Here is a 17,405-nt window from a genome sequence, read left to right as displayed (position 1 = left end):
ATGATGGGAATATTCCTTTGATGAATATGTTAGGGAGGAAATCTATGAAAAAATTAAAATTTGGATTAGCTACACAAATCCTAATCGGTCTTATTCTCGGTGTCGTTGTTGGGGCAATCTTTTTCGGTAACCCGGGCGTTGAGACTTATTTAAAACCAATTGGAGACTTCTTCTTAAGACTCATTAAGATGATTGTTATACCAATTGTCGTATCTAGCTTAATTTTAGGTGTTGCAGGTGCAGGTGATGGTAAAAAGGTAGGGAAACTTGGCTTTAGAACCATTCTTTATTTTGAAATTATCACAACATTTGCGATTATTCTTGGTCTTGTGCTTGCAAACTTTGTTCAACCTGGTGCAGGCGTTGACTTTGGAAATACGGAAAAACAAGATATTAGCCAGTATGTTGAAACGGAAAAAGAGCAAAGCAGCAAATCAATTGCTGATACGTTCCTTCATATCGTTCCAACGAACTTCTTCCAATCATTGGCGGAAGGTGATTTGCTTGCGATTATTTTCTTCACTGTGCTATTTGCTCTTGGCGTTTCAGCCATCGGTGAACGCGGCAAACCAGTGCTCGCCTTCTTTGAAGGTGTATCACACGCCATGTTCCATGTCGTCAATGTTGTGATGAAAGCTGCACCATTTGGTGTCTTCGCACTCATTGGTGTGACTGTATCAAAATTTGGTCTTGAATCTCTTATTTCATTAGGTAAGCTTGTAGGTCTTGTTTATTTTGCGCTCGCTCTCTTCCTTATCGTTGTATTCGGAATTATTGGAAAGATGATTGGCGTCAATATTTTCAGATTTCTTGCCTACATGAAAGACGAAATGCTTCTTGCCTTTAGTACATCCAGCTCTGAAACAGTTTTACCAAGAGTCATGGATAAAATGGAGCGCATTGGATGTCCAAAGGGAATTGTTTCTTTCGTTATCCCAATCGGTTATACATTTAACCTGGACGGCTCCGTCTTGTATCAAGCGATCGCTGCGCTTTTCCTTGCACAGGTATACGGCATTGATCTTACGATTGTCCAGCAGCTCACACTTATTCTTGTACTGATGGTAACATCTAAAGGTATGGCTGCCGTTCCTGGTACGTCCTTCGTTGTATTACTTGCCACATTAGGAACAATCGGTGTGCCTGCCGAAGGTCTAGCATTTATTGCAGGTGTAGATCGTATCATGGATATGGCACGAACAGTTGTTAACTTAACAGGAAATGCACTTGCAGCTGTTGTGATGTCTAAATGGGAAGGGCAATATGACCCTGAAAAAGGACATCGCGTGATGACTGGACAAGATGTACCTGAACCGACACAGCTTTCAAGCTAATGAAAAAGAACCCCGATCAATGGGGTTCTTTTTTTATGCTGTGATTAATGACGATTGCACGTAGTGATAAAGAAGATTCGCTGTATGGACAAGGGAATCTTCATGCGTTCGTTCAAAAGCATGCGAGGAATCTATTCCCGGACCAATCAGTCCATGAATGATATCATGCCCTGCTCGAATCGCTGCTGATGCATCAGAGCCGTAATAAGGGTAAATATCTAGACGATAATCAATATTATTCTCTTCTGCTAATGCGGCTAAATGCTTGCGTAATCCATAATGATAAGGACCACTTGAGTCCTTCACACAAATAGACACGCTGTATTCATCTGTTGATTGACCATCGCCGATCGCTCCCATATCAACAGCGAGGTATTCCACCGTTTCTTCTGGAATATTGGAGTTTCCACCGTAGCCAATTTCTTCATTATTAGAAATTAAGAAGTGCGTCGTATGCGGCAATGTGATGTTTTCCTTTTGAATGCGGAGGATGAGTCGCAGCAAAAGCGCTACACTCGCCTTGTCATCAAGGTGTCTTGATTTAATAAAACCTGATGACGTCACTTCCACTCTAGGGTCAAATGAGATAAAGTCCCCTACTTGAATGCCAAGTGCTTTGACATCGTCTGCATTTTGCACCTTTTCATCGAGACGAATCTCCATATTCTCTTGGTTTCGTTTTGCTTTTCCAGCATCCGCATAGACGTGAACGGATGTTTGATGCATCAGAATGGTACCTGTGTATGTATGACCTGCTGCTGTTTCAATTTCACAATATTCGCCTTCAATTGAGTTATATTGAAAGCCTCCAATGAGTGCAAGACGAAGCCGTCCATTTGATTTAATTTCCTTTACCATCGCACCGAGCGTATCGACATGTGCTGTCAGCATGCGGTGTTCCTTGTCATCAGTTCCTTTAATAGTGGCAATTAAGCCGCCCTTACGATTTCGTTTTGTCTCAATATTTACATCTTGTAAAAAGCGTTCAACAAAGCCGATCACCTTTTCTGTATTCCCTGACGGACTTGGAATCGATACGAGCTTTTGAATCAGCTGAACGGTTTCATTTACTTCAGTTGTCATTCGGCATTTCCTCCTTTGTGTGAAAGCAATTCCTTCCATGTATGCCTTTTATAGCATCTCTTCTTAAAATATATCGCTTCGGGTTCAAGATGTCTAATTTCAAATCAAAAATCCTTTCTCCATCAAGAGAAAGGATTCATTGATTAAGCTTCGTCTTGTTTCATTTTTCTTACGTTCCAAGCAAAGTATGCGGTTGTTGCCGCCATCATGATGATCGCAACTGTACCGAGAATCGCTGCTTGGTGCCATAAATAGCTGTCATCACCGCTTGCAATGATCGTTCTAAATCCATTGATTGTATACGTCATTGGAAGCAGACTATGAATAACTTGGAAGAACTTCGGTACAAGCTCAAGCGGGAATGTACCAGCACTTGCCGCGAGCTGAAGAACTAAGATAATGACGGCAATGAAGCGTCCTGGGTTCCCCATTGTTGTGGCTAGCAGCTGAATAATCGCTAAGAATGTCAGACTGACGACGATTGCAAATAGATAGAAGCGCCAGAGGCTTTCCACCTCAAGACCAAGTCCAAAGATGAGCATCGTACTTGCAATGACTGCTTGAAGGATACCAACAAGCAGAAGCACGCTATATTTGCTGACAAACCATTCAAACGCATTTCTAGGGCGTCCAGCAGGGTCTTTCATTGGGAATACGACGGTGAGCATTAGAGCCCCAACAAAGAGTCCCATGGATAAAATATAAGGCGTGAGCCCTGTTCCATAATTATCAATCTTTTTCGCTGTATCGTTTTCTGTTTTAACAGGGCTTGCAATCATATTGTAATTATCTTGATTTGCATCAATTTCACCTGTTTCATCAGCAGCGCTTTTCAATTTATTGGACAGCTTACCTGTACCGCTTTTTAAATCTCCCAATCCTTTATCAAGCGATTTTGAGCCTTCGGCAAGCTTAGATGTATTGCTTTGGATATTTGTTGAACCACTTTCCAGCTTATTTAACGCTGCGCTAAGCTGGCTTGATCCATTTGCAAGCTTATCCGCTCCGCTTTTCGCCGTATCAAGCTTTCCATTTGCTGTTTGCAGGCCATCTTGTAATTGGCCTTGACCTGTTTGAAGCTTCAGTGCACCTTGATATAATTTATTCGTACCAGATGTCATTTGGTCGATCGCATTTTGAATCGCGACTGTAGACGTGTACAGCTGTTCTGTTTTCTCTGGCAGCTGTTTGACTTGCTGCAGCTGCGCTTTTGCAGATGCAACTGCTTGTTGAACCTCACTTGCATCAGGTAGTTCCTGCAAGGCCGCTAAGCTTTGTTCGAGTCCAGACAGATCAGGCAGTTCGATTTTAGGCAGACTGTTCAGCTGATCCATTGCCGCCTTTTTCTCTTCATCTGTCATAGAGCTGTTTTGGATAATGCTTTTTACTTTAGCATCTCGATTTGATAATGCTTCTTTTAATGAAGCAAGTTTTGTACTGAACGTTTTTGCGTCTTTTTTCACCTGATCGAGTTTAGGCGCCATCTTTTCAAGATTCGCTAATTCTGGTGACGATAAGACTTTTTCCACTGCTGCAATTTTTTCTGAAAAGGATTGTGCTTTGTTGTTTAGCTGCTCAATGCCTGCTGTGAATTGCGGCATTTTAGAAGCGAGCTGCTGATGTCCTTCTCGGCTTGTGTTTAATCCTTCGGTTAATGTATCAATTCCTGAACCAAGCTCTCCAAATTTCTGATCAATGGTTTGATAGCCTGTTAAAAGCTGACCAAGTCCACTGTCTAAAGACTGTATGCCTGTGTTCAGTTCACCCATTTTCCCTGCGAACTGATGAACACCTTCGCTATAGGTTAACGTACCTTCAGCCAATTTGGCTAAGTTGTCTTTTAATTTCGTACTGCCATCTTTTGCGCTTTTTGTTCCGTCATCAATTTTCTTCGCGCCATCGCTTGCTTGATCTAATCCTTTTGCAATCGTTTTGAAGTTATCAAAGATGACCTCGGCATAATTTTTTGTAACTTCTTTTGAAACCGAGTCTTTTAATTTGATAATGGCATTATTCGCAATTTGTGACGCCGCATAGTTGGCGCCCGGATTCGTATAATATTTCAGATTCGATTTTTTCGGATGCTTTTCTAGCACTGTACTTGCATTTTTCGAGAAATTCTTTGGTATTTCCACCACGAGGTAATAGTCCTCGTTATTTAATCCTTTTATGGCCTTTTCATGACTATCGACAAAGTTCCATTTAAAATTATCGTTTCTCTTTAATTCCTTTACTAAATCATCGCCGACTTGAAGGGTTTTCCCGTCATAATGACTGCCCTCATCCAAGTTGACAACCGCCACAGGCAATTGATCAACTGTACCATAAGGGTCCCAGTACGCTTTTAAAAATACACCACTGTAAATCAGCGGAATAAATAAGACAGCTAAAATCGGGATCAGTAGTTTTTTGCTCGTTACAATGTCTTTCCATTGATTCCGAATTAAATTCATTGCTGTTTTCCTCCCATAGATGAATGACTAAATATACAATTTGGTCATTTGAACTCAAAAAAAATTATGTTGTTGCAGATAGTCCTTTTAAGACATAAAGCTCCAGCGATTCAGCTACCTCTTCTTTTGTTAAAGGCTCGTATCGCTTTTCCCAATCAAAAATCAATGCAATATATAGTTTCACCATCACAAATGCAGTCAATTCAGGATCACAAGGCTTAATGTCGCCTTTATCCATCGCTTCTTGTACTTTCATTTTGATATAGCGAATGATCATCTGCTCCATTTTTTCGATCATTTCCTTGACCGCTGACGTGCCAAGCTCCGCATTTTCCTGAAAAATCTTAATTGTGAGCTGGTGGTTTTTTCGAAATTCTAAAATTGCAAAGAGTGCTAAGTGAAGGTTTTCAGAGAAACTATTCTTCTCATCAATTGCCTCATCCGCAATTTTCCTCATCTCTAGTAAAAGGGATGTGAAAATTTCATCAAACAACTCTTCTTTGTTTTTGAAAAATGTATAAATGGTTCCTTTTCCGACGTTGGCAAGCTTTGCCACAAGATCCATTGTTGTCGCTTTATACCCGAATTGAGTAAATGCCTTCGTCGCACCATCTAAAATCATTTGTCTCCTATCAACACTCATGATCTCACTCCTGAAATGACTATTTGAACGTTTTGGTCATTAAGTACAGAAAGTAATATACCATATCCTTTTCATTAGATGCAACAACTTTGTTCACATTTATGATTCCCAACTCTTTTTGAATGATCGAAACACGAAAAACTCCCTTTCCATGACAGAAAAGGGAGTTGTTTTTTTATGAAAATAGATACGATACAGCCTCTGAGATGGCAGCTTTTCCTTGATCAATACAATCAGGGATTCCGACACCTTCAAAAGCAGCACCTGTGATATAAACACCAGGATATGATTGCTTAAACGTTTCTCGCATGTTCGAAATGGCTTTCTGATGACCGACGTGATATTGCGGCATACTTGTCTTCCACCGAGTCACTGTCGTCAATTCTGGATCTGCTTTAATATCCATGATTTTCTTTAAATCTTCGAGCACGATGCTGACGATTTGACTGTCTGACTGCTCGACAATCGATTCGTCACCAGCTTTTCCGACATACGCACGCAATAGCGTTTTTCCTTTCGGAGCGGTATGCGGCCATTTTTTGTTTGTCCATGTACAGGCCGTAATAGAGAAATCACTGTTTCTTGAGATGACAAAACCAGTGCCGTCATATTCATTATGAACATCCTCTTCTTTAAAACCGAGTGCTACCGTTGCAACAGATGTAGAGGTCATGTCATGCAAATACTCTAGCTCTGCTTCTTTAGGAAACATAGAATAAATCGATTGATGCGGAGTCGTGACAATGGCTGAATCGGCAAAAAGCGTTTGACCGCTGTCTAATTGCAAACCATAGCCTCCATCCGTTTTTTCAATCTGTTTTACTTTTGTCCCTTTATAGACCGTTGTCAGCTTGAGCTTACTTTCTACTGCTTCCACAAGCGACTGCAATCCTTGATTGATCGTTTGGAACTGTCCTTGTTTTTTCGCAGTCACTTGCTGGGCTTTCGCATGCTGCTGTGATTTTTTCATCCCAAGAATCAAACTGCGATGCTGCTGTTCTGTTTGATAAAATTGCGGGAATGTGGACATTAAGCTCAGGCGGTCAATATCCCCTGCATAAATGCCTGATAGAAGCGGCTCAATTAAATTCTCAACGACCTCATCACCCACACGTCTTCTAAAAAATTCACCAAGCGACTGATCTTCGGTCTGCTTGCTTTTTGGCAACACGAAATCCATCGCCGCTCTTGCTTTTCCCGCAACTGAAAAAAGACCAGTTGTAATAAATGGGCTGATTTGAGTTGGAATCCCCATAACAGCACCCTTTGGCATCGGGTGAAGCTTTTCATTGACTAGTACATACGCTTGCCCAGTTTCATTATTGACAAGCTGATCGGACAGACCGACATCTTTCGCAAGCTGCGGCCCACTGACCTTTCTTTCTAAAAATGAATCAGGTCCACGTTCAATGATGTAGCCGTCTTTATATAATGTTTGTATTTTTCCACCTAGCCTAGGGCTCGCTTCAATAAGTGATATTTGAATCGGAAGACCTTTTTCTTCGACTTCCTTTTCCAAATAGAAGGCGGCGGCTAAACCAGTGATGCCACCGCCAATGATGACAAGGTGTTTTTGATTGTCATGCATAGGATCGCCTTCTTTTATATGATTACTTGCTTTCGTCAAGCTTCTTTAATACGACTGTTGCCAGAGCATCAATAAATGCTGGTTTCGCATTTGGCATTTCTGGACGATAGTAGGCTGCACCAATTTCATCTGTCACGACTTTACATTCATAATCGTTGTCGTATAACACTTCAAGATGATCAGCGACAAAACCAACAGGCACATACACGAATGTTTGATAGCCTTTTTGTTCAAATAAATCTCGCGTTAAATCTTGCACGTCTGGTCCAAGCCATGGATCCGGCGTATTGCCTTCACTTTGCCAGCCAATTTCATAGTGTTCAATTCCCGCACCTTCTGCAATCATTTTAGCAGATTGTGCGAGCTGATCCGGATATGGATCTCCTGCTGCAATAATTTTTTCAGGAAGGCTGTGTGCAGACACAATAAGTACTGCGGAATCTCTTTCCTCTTGACTCATTGATGCATACGTATCCTTCACTTGCTTCACCCAATAGTCCACAAACTTCGGCTCATCGTACCAGCTTTCAACAGACGTAATCTGTAGATTGCCTAGCTTGTCCGCCTCATCTTGTGCACGTTTGTTATATGATTTCACACTAAAGGTAGAGAAATGCGGCGCTAAAACGATACTCACAGCTTCTGTAATGCCGTCCTTGTGCATATCAGCAACTGCATCCTCGATGAAAGGCTCGATATGTTTTAAGCCAATGTACACATGAAATTCAATGTCGTCTTGAATGTCATTCAAGTGCTCACACAAACCATGTGCCTGCTGCTCTGTAATTTTTGATAAAGGAGAAATACCGCCGATTGCCTTGTAGCGATCCTTTAAATCTTGCAGCATTTCCGTCTCCGGCTTTCTGCCTCTACGAATATGTGTATAATAACGCTCAATGTCTTCTTCTTTATATGGGGTGCCATATGCCATGACAAGAAGCCCCATTTTCTTTTTCTCCACAACCAACACTCCTTCAGATCAATTGAAATAGTTTAGATGGATGATTTTTTATGTTTAGCTGAATAGTCGTGAATAAAATCGGTCAGCTTCTTTAACGTATCTGGTGAAACATCTGGAAATACCCCATGACCTAAGTTAAAGATGAAGTGATCTGATTTCATCCCTTGATCTAATATGTCTTTTGCTCTTTCTTCAATGACTTCCCAAGGAGAAAGTAAGATCGTTGGATCAAGATTTCCTTGTAACGTTTTTGTGAGCCCTTCTTTTCGCGCTTCGTCTACACTCATACGCCAATCAAGTCCAACGACGTCTAGCGGCAGGTCATGCCAATCTTTCACGAGATGGCTTGCACCAACTCCGTACATGATCATTGGTACATTTTCACTCTTCAACTCTGTGAAAATTCGCTGCATGACAGGTTTAATGAATGTCCGGTAGTCCGCTGCATTTAAAGCGCCCACCCATGAGTCGAAGATTTGAAACGCACTGACCCCTGCTTTTACCTGCGCGCGTATGTACGTGATCGTCATATCAGCTAATTTGTTCATGAGCAGCATCCATGTCTCAGGCTCACTGTACATGAGCGCTTTTGTTTTATGATAGTTTTTAGATGGACCGCCTTCAATCATATAGCTAGCCATCGTAAATGGTGCACCAGCAAAACCGATGAGCGGTACATTCAGCTGCTCCTTCGTTAAAAGCTGAATGGTGTCAAGCACATATGGCAGGTCTTCTTCAGGATGAAGTTCCCCAAGACTTTCGATATCTGCTTTTGTCCGAATCGGTGAATCAATGACAGGTCCAATGCCATTTTTAATTTCAACATCCACTCCAATAGCTGGAAGCGGGGTCATAATATCTTTATATAAAATCGCGGCATCTACACCATATTGTTCTACAGGAAGTCGTGTTACATAAGCACATAGCTCTGGCTGATGCGTAATTTCAAATAGCCCGTACTTTTCTTTAAGGGCACGATATTCAGGCTGTGAGCGTCCTGCCTGTCTCATATACCAAACTGGTACATGGTCTGTTTTTTCCCCTTTGCACGCCTTTAAGAACGTGTCATTAAAAGCCTTCGTTTTTCCCATTACCTTTCATTCCACCTTTCGCCTTACACTCTCTTTGTATAAGGCTCAAACACTGCTTTTACTATACCGCTTTTTCAAGGCACGGTATACTAAACCGGCTCATTGTTCAAAAAATCGCCGAATATTAACGTCCAAAAGCCTCTGGCTTGACATATGGACTGCCTTCTCCTTCTTCTTGCGTTTGGGTATTATACGGAACCACCTTATACGCCGCATCTGAAAACACATTGGCATACGGCATTGTATAGCTATTTGTGCCTGTCACTGAGTCAATCAGCGTCTCGTTTCCATTCCTCTTTTCATAAATACGGTATTCAACTCGTTTATCCTCCTGTTTGTCCCAAGACAGCTCTAATGTAAACAATCCTTTGATTTTAAACGCATAGCGGGCTTCAAATCCTGATAGTCCTTCTAAATGAATTGGCGCTTGAAGTTCTTTAATCCCCTCTGGTTTTTTAAACGTTTCATTCGTCATTCGGGCCGCCGTTAAAATATCCTTAAACAGCTGCACTGGATATTGACTTCCGCCAGTTAAGTAGTGACTGTTATCGGTTTTGTCATACCCCATCCAGATCGCACCCGTTGTACTCGGCGTATAGCCGGCAAACCAAGCATCTTTTGTTGCACCCTTCACACCTGAATATGTGGTTGTGCCAGTTTTACCAACTAAATCTCCAGCATATGAACCGCTTTGGGCTGTTCCGCCTTTGACGACTTGCTGCAGCATTCTTGTCATATTCCAAGCATTCTGCACGCTAAACACTCGTTCTGGCTTACTGCTATTTTTCTTTACCGTTTCTCCTTCATCATTGGTGATTTTCTGAATGAAGAAAGGCTTTTTATATACACCTTCGTTTGCAAATGTATGGAAAGCTCCCGCGATTTGAAGTGGAGAAACCCCTTTTTCTAAACCGCCAAGGGCTATCGCAAGTCCTTGATCCGAAATATCGATTCCCATTTTCTCGAGATATGTTTTCGAAGTATCAATACCAAGCTGGCTTAATGTCCACACCGCTGCTGTATTCTTACTTTTCATGAGGGCCTCCACCATCGTGACCTTGCCTTCATACTGCCCATCGTAATTCTTTGGTGAATAGCCGTCATAGCTTTTTTCTTCGTCTTCAAGCAGGGAATAAGGTCGGAATTTTTTCTCCTGCAGCGCAGGCCCATATACCGCGATCGGCTTGAAAACAGATCCAGGCTGTCTAACAGCGGTCACCCTGTTATAGCCCCTTGCTTGATATTCTCGTCCTCCGATTGCTGCTTTAACTCCTCCAGACTCATTATCAATAAAGATGGCACTGCTTTCAGGAGAACCGCTTTTTCCCGGGAAATAACGGTTGTTTTTCATCGCATCGTAGGTGACCTTTTGCAGATTCATATCAATCGGAACTGTTATGGTATAACCACCTTGAAGCAATTGTTCATGTGAAATGGAATACTCTGATTCTGCTTCCTTAATGATAAGATCGACATAGCTGTCCACCCAAGGCGTTTCTGATTTCTTTTTCAAATGAATGCCTAATGTTCTCCCTTTTGCTTCTACTGTTTCTGTTGATGATAAATATCCTTGCTCATTCATTAAGTTCAGGATCGTATCCCGTCTTTGTTTATTTTTATCAGGGTGTAAAACAGGCGAGTAAGTAGACGGCGCTTTTGGCATCGCAGCGAGTGTCGCCCCTTCACTGACAGTTAAATCTTTCACATCTTTACTAAAGTAATAATTGGCTGCTGCCTGAATACCGTAGACGCCATGACCGAAGTAAAGCTGATTCAAGTACATTTCGAGCAGCTTATCCTTTGAATAATCTCTTTCTAAATTAATCGCAATGATGACTTCTTTTGTTTTCCGCAAAAAGGTTTTGTCATTTGTGAGAAAAATATTTTTTGCGAGCTGCTGAGTAATTGTACTGCCGCCCTCTACCTTTCCACCTGCTAATATATCTCGATAAACCGCCCTTGAAATTGACTGCGCATCTATTCCATGATGCTCATAAAACCGCTTGTCCTCGACAGATACAAAGGCTTTTGCTACTTTATCGGGTACATCCTTTATTGACACGGGGTCCCGATTTTCTGAATACATACTTGTGAGTTCTTTTCCATTCTGATCAATGATTTGAGATGAAGCGTGAAATACAAGCTTCTTTTCATCTATGACATAATGTCCTAAAAATAAAATGGTCAGATAGCCAATAAATGAAAGTACGATGGTACTTCCTGCAATGACTAATGGAATGATTATCTTCTTTTTCTTCAAATTAGGTCACCTCATTCCTTTATACGGATAGTATGGGATGTATTGCTTCATAATATGTTTTATGGATTGACTACCAAAGAATTATATATCATTCTTTTGTTATACTATCAAGCGGGAGGCGGTTTAGATGAATGTCTATATGACATATGGAACAGCAGATTTCTTGCATAAAATCGCAAAAAAACACGATCAGGAAAATCTGCTTTATATGGTCGGAAAAGAACAAGCAGCTCTTTTTCATGAGACGGAGGGTGAGACTGTTTTTAAAGCCCCTCATGCCTATGATGTGATTTATGCAAAAGGTGAGCTTGTCCATACTGGCTTCGTCACCTTGAATCATATCCCTGTGAAGCTTGAAAGCAGGGCACTGTTTGAATCTACTTTCAAGAAGAAGACGAACATCTCAGAACATCAGCGGGGCTTCAAGGCTCTTCGAGTGTTAAGGCCGAAAAAAGATGAAGAAGTTTATTTAATTATGACGCTTTGGGAATCAGAGGACTTATTTGAAGACTTTCAAGAATCAGAAGCATTCTTTCAGCCAAACGATGATACTGGCTCCATCTTCTCTCGTCCTGCTTATCTCACATCCTATCATGCCGTTACAGACAATTAAGGAAGTGCTGCTCTCAGCACTTCTTTTTTCATGAAAAAAAGCCCAATCGCTGGGCTTTTCATTTTAACGTCGTGATGTCAGCTCGTACCGATGTATGATCGGCTGAAATACATAGAAATTCAATAGGAGCCATCCTAATAAGATCGGCCACTTCAACATAGGTGATGCCCCTTTCAATTGAATGAGCATCACCAATAGCGGAATCAAGCAGATCATGAAAAAACTCATTTTCGATACAAAGGTTTCTTTGATTTGATGCCGACAGCTTGGACACATCATCATTTTCGTATGTGATAAATGAAACTTTTCAACGAAAGAAAACACTTTTGAACAATTTGGGCAGCTTCCCAATACAATTCCTCCCTTTCCCCGCTTCATAGCAACTTCGACTTATTATGTAAAATGACCTTTTGTTGCGCAGACGACATCCTCTTCTGTTGAAAGATTCTAACAATTACCATACAATCAGTAAAAGAGTATGAAGGAGGTTTTCAAATCAATGACAATTTCTACTTTACAAAAAAGCATCAATGAACGTCTTGATGAACATTATGAGGAAATGGTTGAAATTAGACGCCATCTCCACATGAATCCTGAACTTTCTTTCCAGGAAGAAGAAACAGCCGCTTTCATCGCCAGCTACTACGACAGATTACATATACCAACACGTACACAGGTGGGCGGCCATGGTGTACTCGCCTTTATCGAAGGAGCTTCTCCGGGACCGACGATTGCCCTCAGGGCTGATTTCGATGCGCTTCCTATCCATGATGAAAAGGAAGTGCCTTACAAGTCGACAAAGCCCGGTGTAATGCATGCCTGCGGGCACGATGGGCACACAGCGACACTACTTGTCTTAGCGAAAATTTTGAATGAGCACCGTGATCAATTAAAAGGGAAAATCGTCCTCATTCATCAGCACGCAGAAGAATATGCGCCAGGCGGCGCAAAACCAATGATCGAAGACGGCTGCTTAGACGGTGTCGATGTCATATTCGGGACGCATCTTTGGTCACCAGAGCCTTGTGGCACGGTTCTTTATAAAAGCGGGAACTTTATGGCAGCTGCCGACCGCTTCTCTATCCGAGTTCAGGGGAAAGGCGGACACGGCGCCCAGCCTCACTTAACGAAAGATGCTGTCCTTATCGGTTCACAAATCGTCGCAAACTTGCAGCAAGTCGTAGCCCGTAAAGTCAATCCAGTTGATTCTGCTGTTGTATCTGTTGGAGGTTTTGTGGCAGAGAATGCTTTTAACGTCATTGCAGATTCAGCAGTTTTAACTGGTACTGCACGATCCTTCGAAGAAAGTGCACGACACACCATCGAACGAGAAATTGAGCAGGTTGTAAAAGGGGTGTGCGACATGCATGATGCCGGCTACACATATGAATATGTAAGAGGATATCCTGCTGTCAAAAATCATCCAAAGCCGACTGAATTTATTGCTGACATCGCAAAACAAACAGATGGTGTCACAGAAGTAAAAGAAGCCGAAACCCAAATGGGTGGAGAAGATTTTGCTTACTACCTTCAGCATGTCCCTGGTACCTTCTTTTACACAGGCGCCATGCCGGAAAACAGCGAAGACGTGTATCCCCATCACCACCCGAAGTTTGATATCAACGAAAAAGCAATGCCCATCGCAGCAAAGGTACTCGCCCGTGCCGTCCTTTCCTACGATGATTAAAAAAAGCCGCTGGCAAACAGCGGCTTTTCTATTTCATTTCTCTCAACACCCGTAAGTGAAACACATGACGAGCGACATCTCCGAGTTGTCCTGTCAGGTGATGATTTGCTACACCGCCAACAGCGGCTCCGACGATCGGCATTAATTGAAACAGCTTCACTAGGTCAATGTAATCTCGATACTCCTGCTGGAAGCTGTACCAATCCATTTTCTCGCGGCTCGTTTCCCAATCTTCTATGATGCTCATCATTTTTTGACGATGCGCACTGCCGGAAAAGGCAAGTTGAAATATACAGAGCAAAAAGAGTCTTTCCTCTTTTTGAGACAAATCAAAGCCATAAATACATGCCAGTTCATAAAGACATTTCATCTTGATGCTAAGCAGCAGCGGAAAGTCTGCCATACCGAGCAAAATACCACCTGCACCTGTTCCAATTCCTTCGATCGCAGCTGCCTTTTGATAGTACTTCACTTTCTCCTTTGCCAGTTCATTCCGCTCAATGATGGTTAATTGCTCATCAATGACTGAAAATGAAGTGAAGTGAGATCCTGATACGGTGGATTCAACCATTGTTTTGACCGCACTTGTGATGACTTGATGAAACTTGGCAGGGATTCGTCGGTTCACCTGCTGCTGAACTCCTTTTGAAAAGCGTTCGATCTTTGATGGTTTTCTTAAAAAACGCGTTTGAAAAAGAATGGCTTCTTCATATAACTCCCGTTCAGCTGCATTCATCCGTTCCCCTCCTTGATGTCATCATACGCTTGCGGTCAGAAACATATCTCTTCTTATCTCATCTTTTTCAATCGACTGAGTACGTAAGGCTTGAAGAGGACAAGTACAAATGCCAGTGAAATCAGAAGGGCAAGTCCACTTCCCTGCCATCCTCCTGCCGGTAGTACTGAACAACTGAGCACAATCGATTGGATGATGAGCACGTTACGGACGAGAATAAAAAAGCTCCGATCCTTTTCTTGATGAGTAACTGGATAAAGTGCCTGTAATGAAAGATGGGCAAAGTGCTTCGTTAACGGCACAAGCTGGACACCTGTGATAAACACGGTAAACAAGACAAGCAGTGCGCCCACCCAGCCTGCTGCACCTGTATACAAAATAATCAGCACAAACACGGCTGTTAGCCTAAACACGAGACCAAAATAGTCATTTGATCGTAAGAATGCCCTCACATACATGTAAGAAAAAGTTTTACGCTGGTCATACGGAACAAACTGCAAAAGCCAGTCCATATAGGCTCTTCTTTTCACCTGTTTCTTTAAATGAGGCACATCTGTAAATAAGTTTGCCAAACGATAAAAACGCTGTTTTCGTTTTAATTCGTCAGAAATATGCAATTCCCATTGAAAAGGCTGCTTTTTGACTGCATTTGTTAAGTAAACAAGATAGACACCATAGATCAGATAAAAAACGATTGCGATTGCATAGGATGCCTGTAAAACGGTATAGATTAAAATCATATTCAATAGAAAACGAAGGACTGCATCAAGCCATCTCATCTGTTTTCCTTGAAAATACGTCATTCTCCATTGAATGGCTGTATTCAAACCCTTAATCAAAATCATTTGCGCCAATATAAGCACATACATCTTAATGCCGCCTGAAGACACTGCCGAATAAAGCGGGAGTGCGACAATGGATACGGCAATGAGAGGAAACAGCTGAGAAATGAAGCTAAAGTTAAAAGCTTGTTTTAAATAAGGCTCCATCTTCCCTTCCAAAGGAAGCAAAAACACGAGATCTGCTTCTTTGATCAACGTCCGCACGTAAGAGCTTGTCAGCACCAATGAGAAAACAACTGCCATGACCCAGTAGGAAGGAAAATGAGCTGGAATTTGTTTAAGCCAGTTACTATACCAGCTCGCTCCGCCTGCAAGAAAAAAAATGAGCACAATGACAAGATGATCATTGAACATATATTTTAAATATTTTCTTGTATCTTGTATGTGTTCCTCTAATCGGGATTTCCAAATGCTTTGCGTCGTTTTACTCATAGCTTTCTTCCTTTGTTAATTCCAAATAAAGATCATCGAGTGTCGCATCTCTCATATCGAACTGTTCTCTCAGCTCTGTCAGTGTTCCTTTCGCTCTGATTTCCCCTTCGTGCAAAATAATAAAGGAATCACAATAGCGTTCTGCTGTCGCCAAGATATGCGTTGACATCAGGACACTAGCGCCGTTTTTCTTTGCAGCATTCATCCGTTCAAGCAGTGCATTGATGGCAAGAGGATCAAGACCTAAGAACGGTTCATCAATGATATACAGTTCTGGTTCAACAAGAAAGGCACACATAATCATGACCTTCTGCTTCATTCCTTTTGAAAAATGAGCAGGGAACCATTTCAAACGTTTCTCCATTCGAAATTCTTTCAGCAATGACGGCAGCCGTTCATCTAATTGTTCTTTTGATAGTCCATAAGCCATCGCTGTCAGCTCTAAATGCTCTTTTAAAGTTAATTCTTCATATAATACAGGTGTTTCTGGAATAAACGTAAATTGCGAGCGATATGCCTCTTGATCCTCTTGAAGGGTTCGTCCATTCAATTCAATAACACCTTTATGCGGTTTCATGAGTCCAATGATATGGCGAATGGTTGTACTTTTCCCCGCCCCGTTTAAACCGATGAGGCCAACGATTTGATTTCTTTCTAATTCAAATGAGATATTTTTTAGAACGGGATTCTTCGTATATCCACCCGTTACATCTTTTACAGTGAGAAGGGACATGAATTCGTTCCTTTCTTTCGTTTTTCCTTTATAGTAACAAAAACGAAAGGTAATTTGAAATGTTTACCTATAGACAAGTCCTGAATAAAAAATAGGCGTCTTGGTCATCATAATGTATGTAGAAGAAATGAACTTGATGACCAATAAGTAAATGAGGTGTTTGTTAAAGGCAAAGAACCGCATGACAAGTTGGTTTTTCATCTAAAAACCTTAGCTTCTGTTTTGCTTCACTGATTCTTGATTTTTGTGTCCTATACAATATGTATACGACAAACCAAAACGTCAAATGAGGTGTTTACGGCAGAAATAGCAGGCATATGAATTCTTTATTTCAGTAAATAGAGAATTCAATAGGCATATCGAATGAAAGCATCAGCATTTCTTCTGCAGGAGCAGGATGAGCGACCAAAGGAGTTCGCTTATCCTGTTTTCTTTTTTGCTCATTTTTGTGATACGATGAAGGAAAATGAATGAGGAGTGACATGACGTGAGCGATTGTATTTTTTGCAAGATCATTGATGGAGACATTCCATGTGCAAAAGTATATGAAGACGAGCATGTATTGGCTTTTCTAGATATTAGCCAAGTAACAAAAGGGCATACCCTTGTAATCCCGAAAATACATAAAGAAAACATCTACGAAATGACACCAGAAGTGTCTAATCACTACTTCCCAGCGATTCCGAAAATTGCAAGAGCCATCAAACAGGAATTTGAACCCATTGGATTAAACCTTTTAAACAACAACGGCGAAAAAGCTGGACAATCTGTGTTCCATTACCATATGCATATCATTCCGCGTTACGGCAAAGGCGATGGCTTTGGTGCCGTATGGAAATCACATCAAGATCAATACACGTCAGAGGATTTAAAAGACATTTCTTCTGCCATCCATACTCGCCTTACCTCATCTTAATAGATGAGGTTTTTCTCATTTCTGCCCCCTCTT

Annotated in this window: 15 protein-coding genes; 4 read left to right on the top strand and 11 right to left on the bottom strand. The window is 41.5% G+C overall.

All coding sequences use genetic code 11. The annotated features are described in order from the left end of the window. Window positions 1-44 precede the first annotated feature (44 nt). Window positions 45-1,334, top strand: a complete 1,290-nt coding sequence (locus MHI16_RS05375) for a cation:dicarboxylase symporter family transporter (RefSeq protein ID WP_058014381.1) — start codon at window positions 45-47, stop codon at window positions 1,332-1,334. Window positions 1,335-1,367: 33 nt separating this feature from the next. Here MHI16_RS05375 and MHI16_RS05370 read toward each other — a convergent pair whose 3' ends face one another. The 7 genes from MHI16_RS05370 to MHI16_RS05340 all read right to left on the bottom strand — a co-directional run bounded on the left by MHI16_RS05370 (window position 1,368) and on the right by MHI16_RS05340 (window position 11,413). Further along, entirely contained in the window at window positions 1,368-2,417 is a 1,050-nt protein-coding gene (locus tag MHI16_RS05370; protein WP_058014382.1) for a M42 family metallopeptidase, read from the bottom strand. A gap of 143 nt (window positions 2,418-2,560) precedes the next feature. Beyond that, a complete protein-coding gene (locus MHI16_RS05365; RefSeq protein ID WP_058014383.1) occupies window positions 2,561-4,870 on the bottom strand; it encodes a YhgE/Pip domain-containing protein in 2,310 nt (769 codons plus the stop codon). A 64-nt stretch (window positions 4,871-4,934) separates the two neighbouring features. Beyond that, a complete protein-coding gene (locus tag MHI16_RS05360) occupies window positions 4,935-5,513 on the bottom strand; it encodes a TetR/AcrR family transcriptional regulator (protein WP_034620016.1) in 579 nt (192 codons plus the stop codon). A gap of 175 nt (window positions 5,514-5,688) precedes the next feature. Continuing rightward, on the bottom strand, window positions 5,689-7,101 hold the full coding sequence (gene hemY / locus MHI16_RS05355; RefSeq protein ID WP_058014384.1) for a protoporphyrinogen oxidase: 1,413 nt from the start codon (window positions 7,099-7,101) through the stop codon (window positions 5,689-5,691). A gap of 22 nt (window positions 7,102-7,123) precedes the next feature. Further along, the gene (gene hemH, locus MHI16_RS05350) at window positions 7,124-8,062 is read right to left on the bottom strand and encodes a ferrochelatase (RefSeq protein ID WP_339165424.1); all 939 of its coding nucleotides are present in this window, start codon (window positions 8,060-8,062) and stop codon (window positions 7,124-7,126) included. A 32-nt stretch (window positions 8,063-8,094) separates the two neighbouring features. After that, window positions 8,095-9,153 carry a uroporphyrinogen decarboxylase gene (hemE, locus tag MHI16_RS05345; protein ID WP_144462434.1) on the bottom strand — a complete coding sequence of 353 codons (1,059 nt, stop codon included), beginning with the start codon at window positions 9,151-9,153 and terminating at the stop codon, window positions 8,095-8,097. Window positions 9,154-9,277: 124 nt separating this feature from the next. Next, complete coding sequence (locus MHI16_RS05340) at window positions 9,278-11,413, bottom strand: PBP1A family penicillin-binding protein (protein ID WP_339165421.1); 2,136 nt, start codon at window positions 11,411-11,413, stop codon at window positions 9,278-9,280. Between the two features lie 127 nt (window positions 11,414-11,540). Between MHI16_RS05340 and MHI16_RS05335 the strand changes: the two genes are divergently transcribed. Beyond that, window positions 11,541-12,026: an antibiotic biosynthesis monooxygenase gene (locus tag MHI16_RS05335; protein WP_169056223.1), complete on the top strand. Its 486-nt coding sequence runs from the start codon at window positions 11,541-11,543 to the stop codon at window positions 12,024-12,026. A gap of 63 nt (window positions 12,027-12,089) precedes the next feature. Here the strand turns inward: MHI16_RS05335 and MHI16_RS05330 are convergent, their stop codons facing one another. Further along, the gene (locus MHI16_RS05330; RefSeq protein WP_260850309.1) at window positions 12,090-12,242 is read right to left on the bottom strand and encodes a hypothetical protein; all 153 of its coding nucleotides are present in this window, start codon (window positions 12,240-12,242) and stop codon (window positions 12,090-12,092) included. 283 nt (window positions 12,243-12,525) lie between these two features. Here MHI16_RS05330 and MHI16_RS05325 point away from each other — a divergent pair, with 283 nt between their 5' ends. Beyond that, complete coding sequence (locus MHI16_RS05325; protein ID WP_342498132.1) at window positions 12,526-13,713, top strand: M20 family metallopeptidase; 1,188 nt, start codon at window positions 12,526-12,528, stop codon at window positions 13,711-13,713. Window positions 13,714-13,741: 28 nt separating this feature from the next. Here the strand turns inward: MHI16_RS05325 and MHI16_RS05320 are convergent, their stop codons facing one another. The 3 genes from MHI16_RS05320 to MHI16_RS05310 are packed head-to-tail and all read right to left on the bottom strand — an operon-like array spanning window position 13,742 to window position 16,456. Further along, window positions 13,742-14,449 carry an EcsC family protein gene (locus MHI16_RS05320; RefSeq protein ID WP_342498131.1) on the bottom strand — a complete coding sequence of 236 codons (708 nt, stop codon included), beginning with the start codon at window positions 14,447-14,449 and terminating at the stop codon, window positions 13,742-13,744. A 53-nt stretch (window positions 14,450-14,502) separates the two neighbouring features. Further along, window positions 14,503-15,723, bottom strand: coding sequence for an ABC transporter permease (locus MHI16_RS05315; RefSeq protein ID WP_342498130.1), 1,221 nt, complete (start codon window positions 15,721-15,723; stop codon window positions 14,503-14,505). Next, on the bottom strand, window positions 15,716-16,456 hold the full coding sequence (locus MHI16_RS05310; RefSeq protein ID WP_058014392.1) for an ABC transporter ATP-binding protein: 741 nt from the start codon (window positions 16,454-16,456) through the stop codon (window positions 15,716-15,718). Before MHI16_RS05310 ends, MHI16_RS05315 begins: the two co-directional genes overlap by 8 nt. Window positions 16,457-16,943: 487 nt before the next feature. Here MHI16_RS05310 and MHI16_RS05305 point away from each other — a divergent pair, with 487 nt between their 5' ends. Continuing rightward, window positions 16,944-17,372 (top strand): HIT family protein, encoded by a 429-nt coding sequence (locus MHI16_RS05305; RefSeq protein ID WP_058014393.1) that lies wholly within the window; start codon window positions 16,944-16,946, stop codon window positions 17,370-17,372. Window positions 17,373-17,405: the final 33 nt, after the last annotated feature.

It is taken from the genome of Bacillus sp. FSL K6-0923, assembly GCF_038630825.1.
Lineage (GTDB): Bacteria > Bacillota > Bacilli > Bacillales > Bacillaceae > Bacillus > Bacillus pumilus.
This window is presented reverse-complemented; position numbering and strand designations above follow the sequence as displayed.

Excerpts from the sequence above, each read along its gene's own strand:
- MHI16_RS05375 (WP_058014381.1), top strand. The coding sequence starts at position 45 with ATGAAAAAATTAAAATTTGGATTAGCTACACAAATCCTAATCGGTCTT.
- MHI16_RS05370 (WP_058014382.1), bottom strand. The coding sequence starts at position 2,417 with ATGACAACTGAAGTAAATGAAACCGTTCAGCTGATTCAAAAGCTCGTA.
- MHI16_RS05365 (WP_058014383.1), bottom strand. The coding sequence starts at position 4,870 with ATGAATTTAATTCGGAATCAATGGAAAGACATTGTAACGAGCAAAAAA.
- MHI16_RS05360 (WP_034620016.1), bottom strand. The coding sequence starts at position 5,513 with ATGAGTGTTGATAGGAGACAAATGATTTTAGATGGTGCGACGAAGGCA.
- hemY (WP_058014384.1), bottom strand. The coding sequence starts at position 7,101 with ATGCATGACAATCAAAAACACCTTGTCATCATTGGCGGTGGCATCACT.
- hemE (WP_144462434.1), bottom strand. The coding sequence starts at position 9,153 with ATGGGAAAAACGAAGGCTTTTAATGACACGTTCTTAAAGGCGTGCAAA.
- MHI16_RS05335 (WP_169056223.1), top strand. The coding sequence starts at position 11,541 with ATGAATGTCTATATGACATATGGAACAGCAGATTTCTTGCATAAAATC.
- MHI16_RS05330 (WP_260850309.1), bottom strand. The coding sequence starts at position 12,242 with ATGATCTGCTTGATTCCGCTATTGGTGATGCTCATTCAATTGAAAGGG.
- MHI16_RS05325 (WP_342498132.1), top strand. The coding sequence starts at position 12,526 with ATGACAATTTCTACTTTACAAAAAAGCATCAATGAACGTCTTGATGAA.
- MHI16_RS05320 (WP_342498131.1), bottom strand. The coding sequence starts at position 14,449 with ATGAATGCAGCTGAACGGGAGTTATATGAAGAAGCCATTCTTTTTCAA.
- MHI16_RS05315 (WP_342498130.1), bottom strand. The coding sequence starts at position 15,723 with ATGAGTAAAACGACGCAAAGCATTTGGAAATCCCGATTAGAGGAACAC.
- MHI16_RS05310 (WP_058014392.1), bottom strand. The coding sequence starts at position 16,456 with ATGTCCCTTCTCACTGTAAAAGATGTAACGGGTGGATATACGAAGAAT.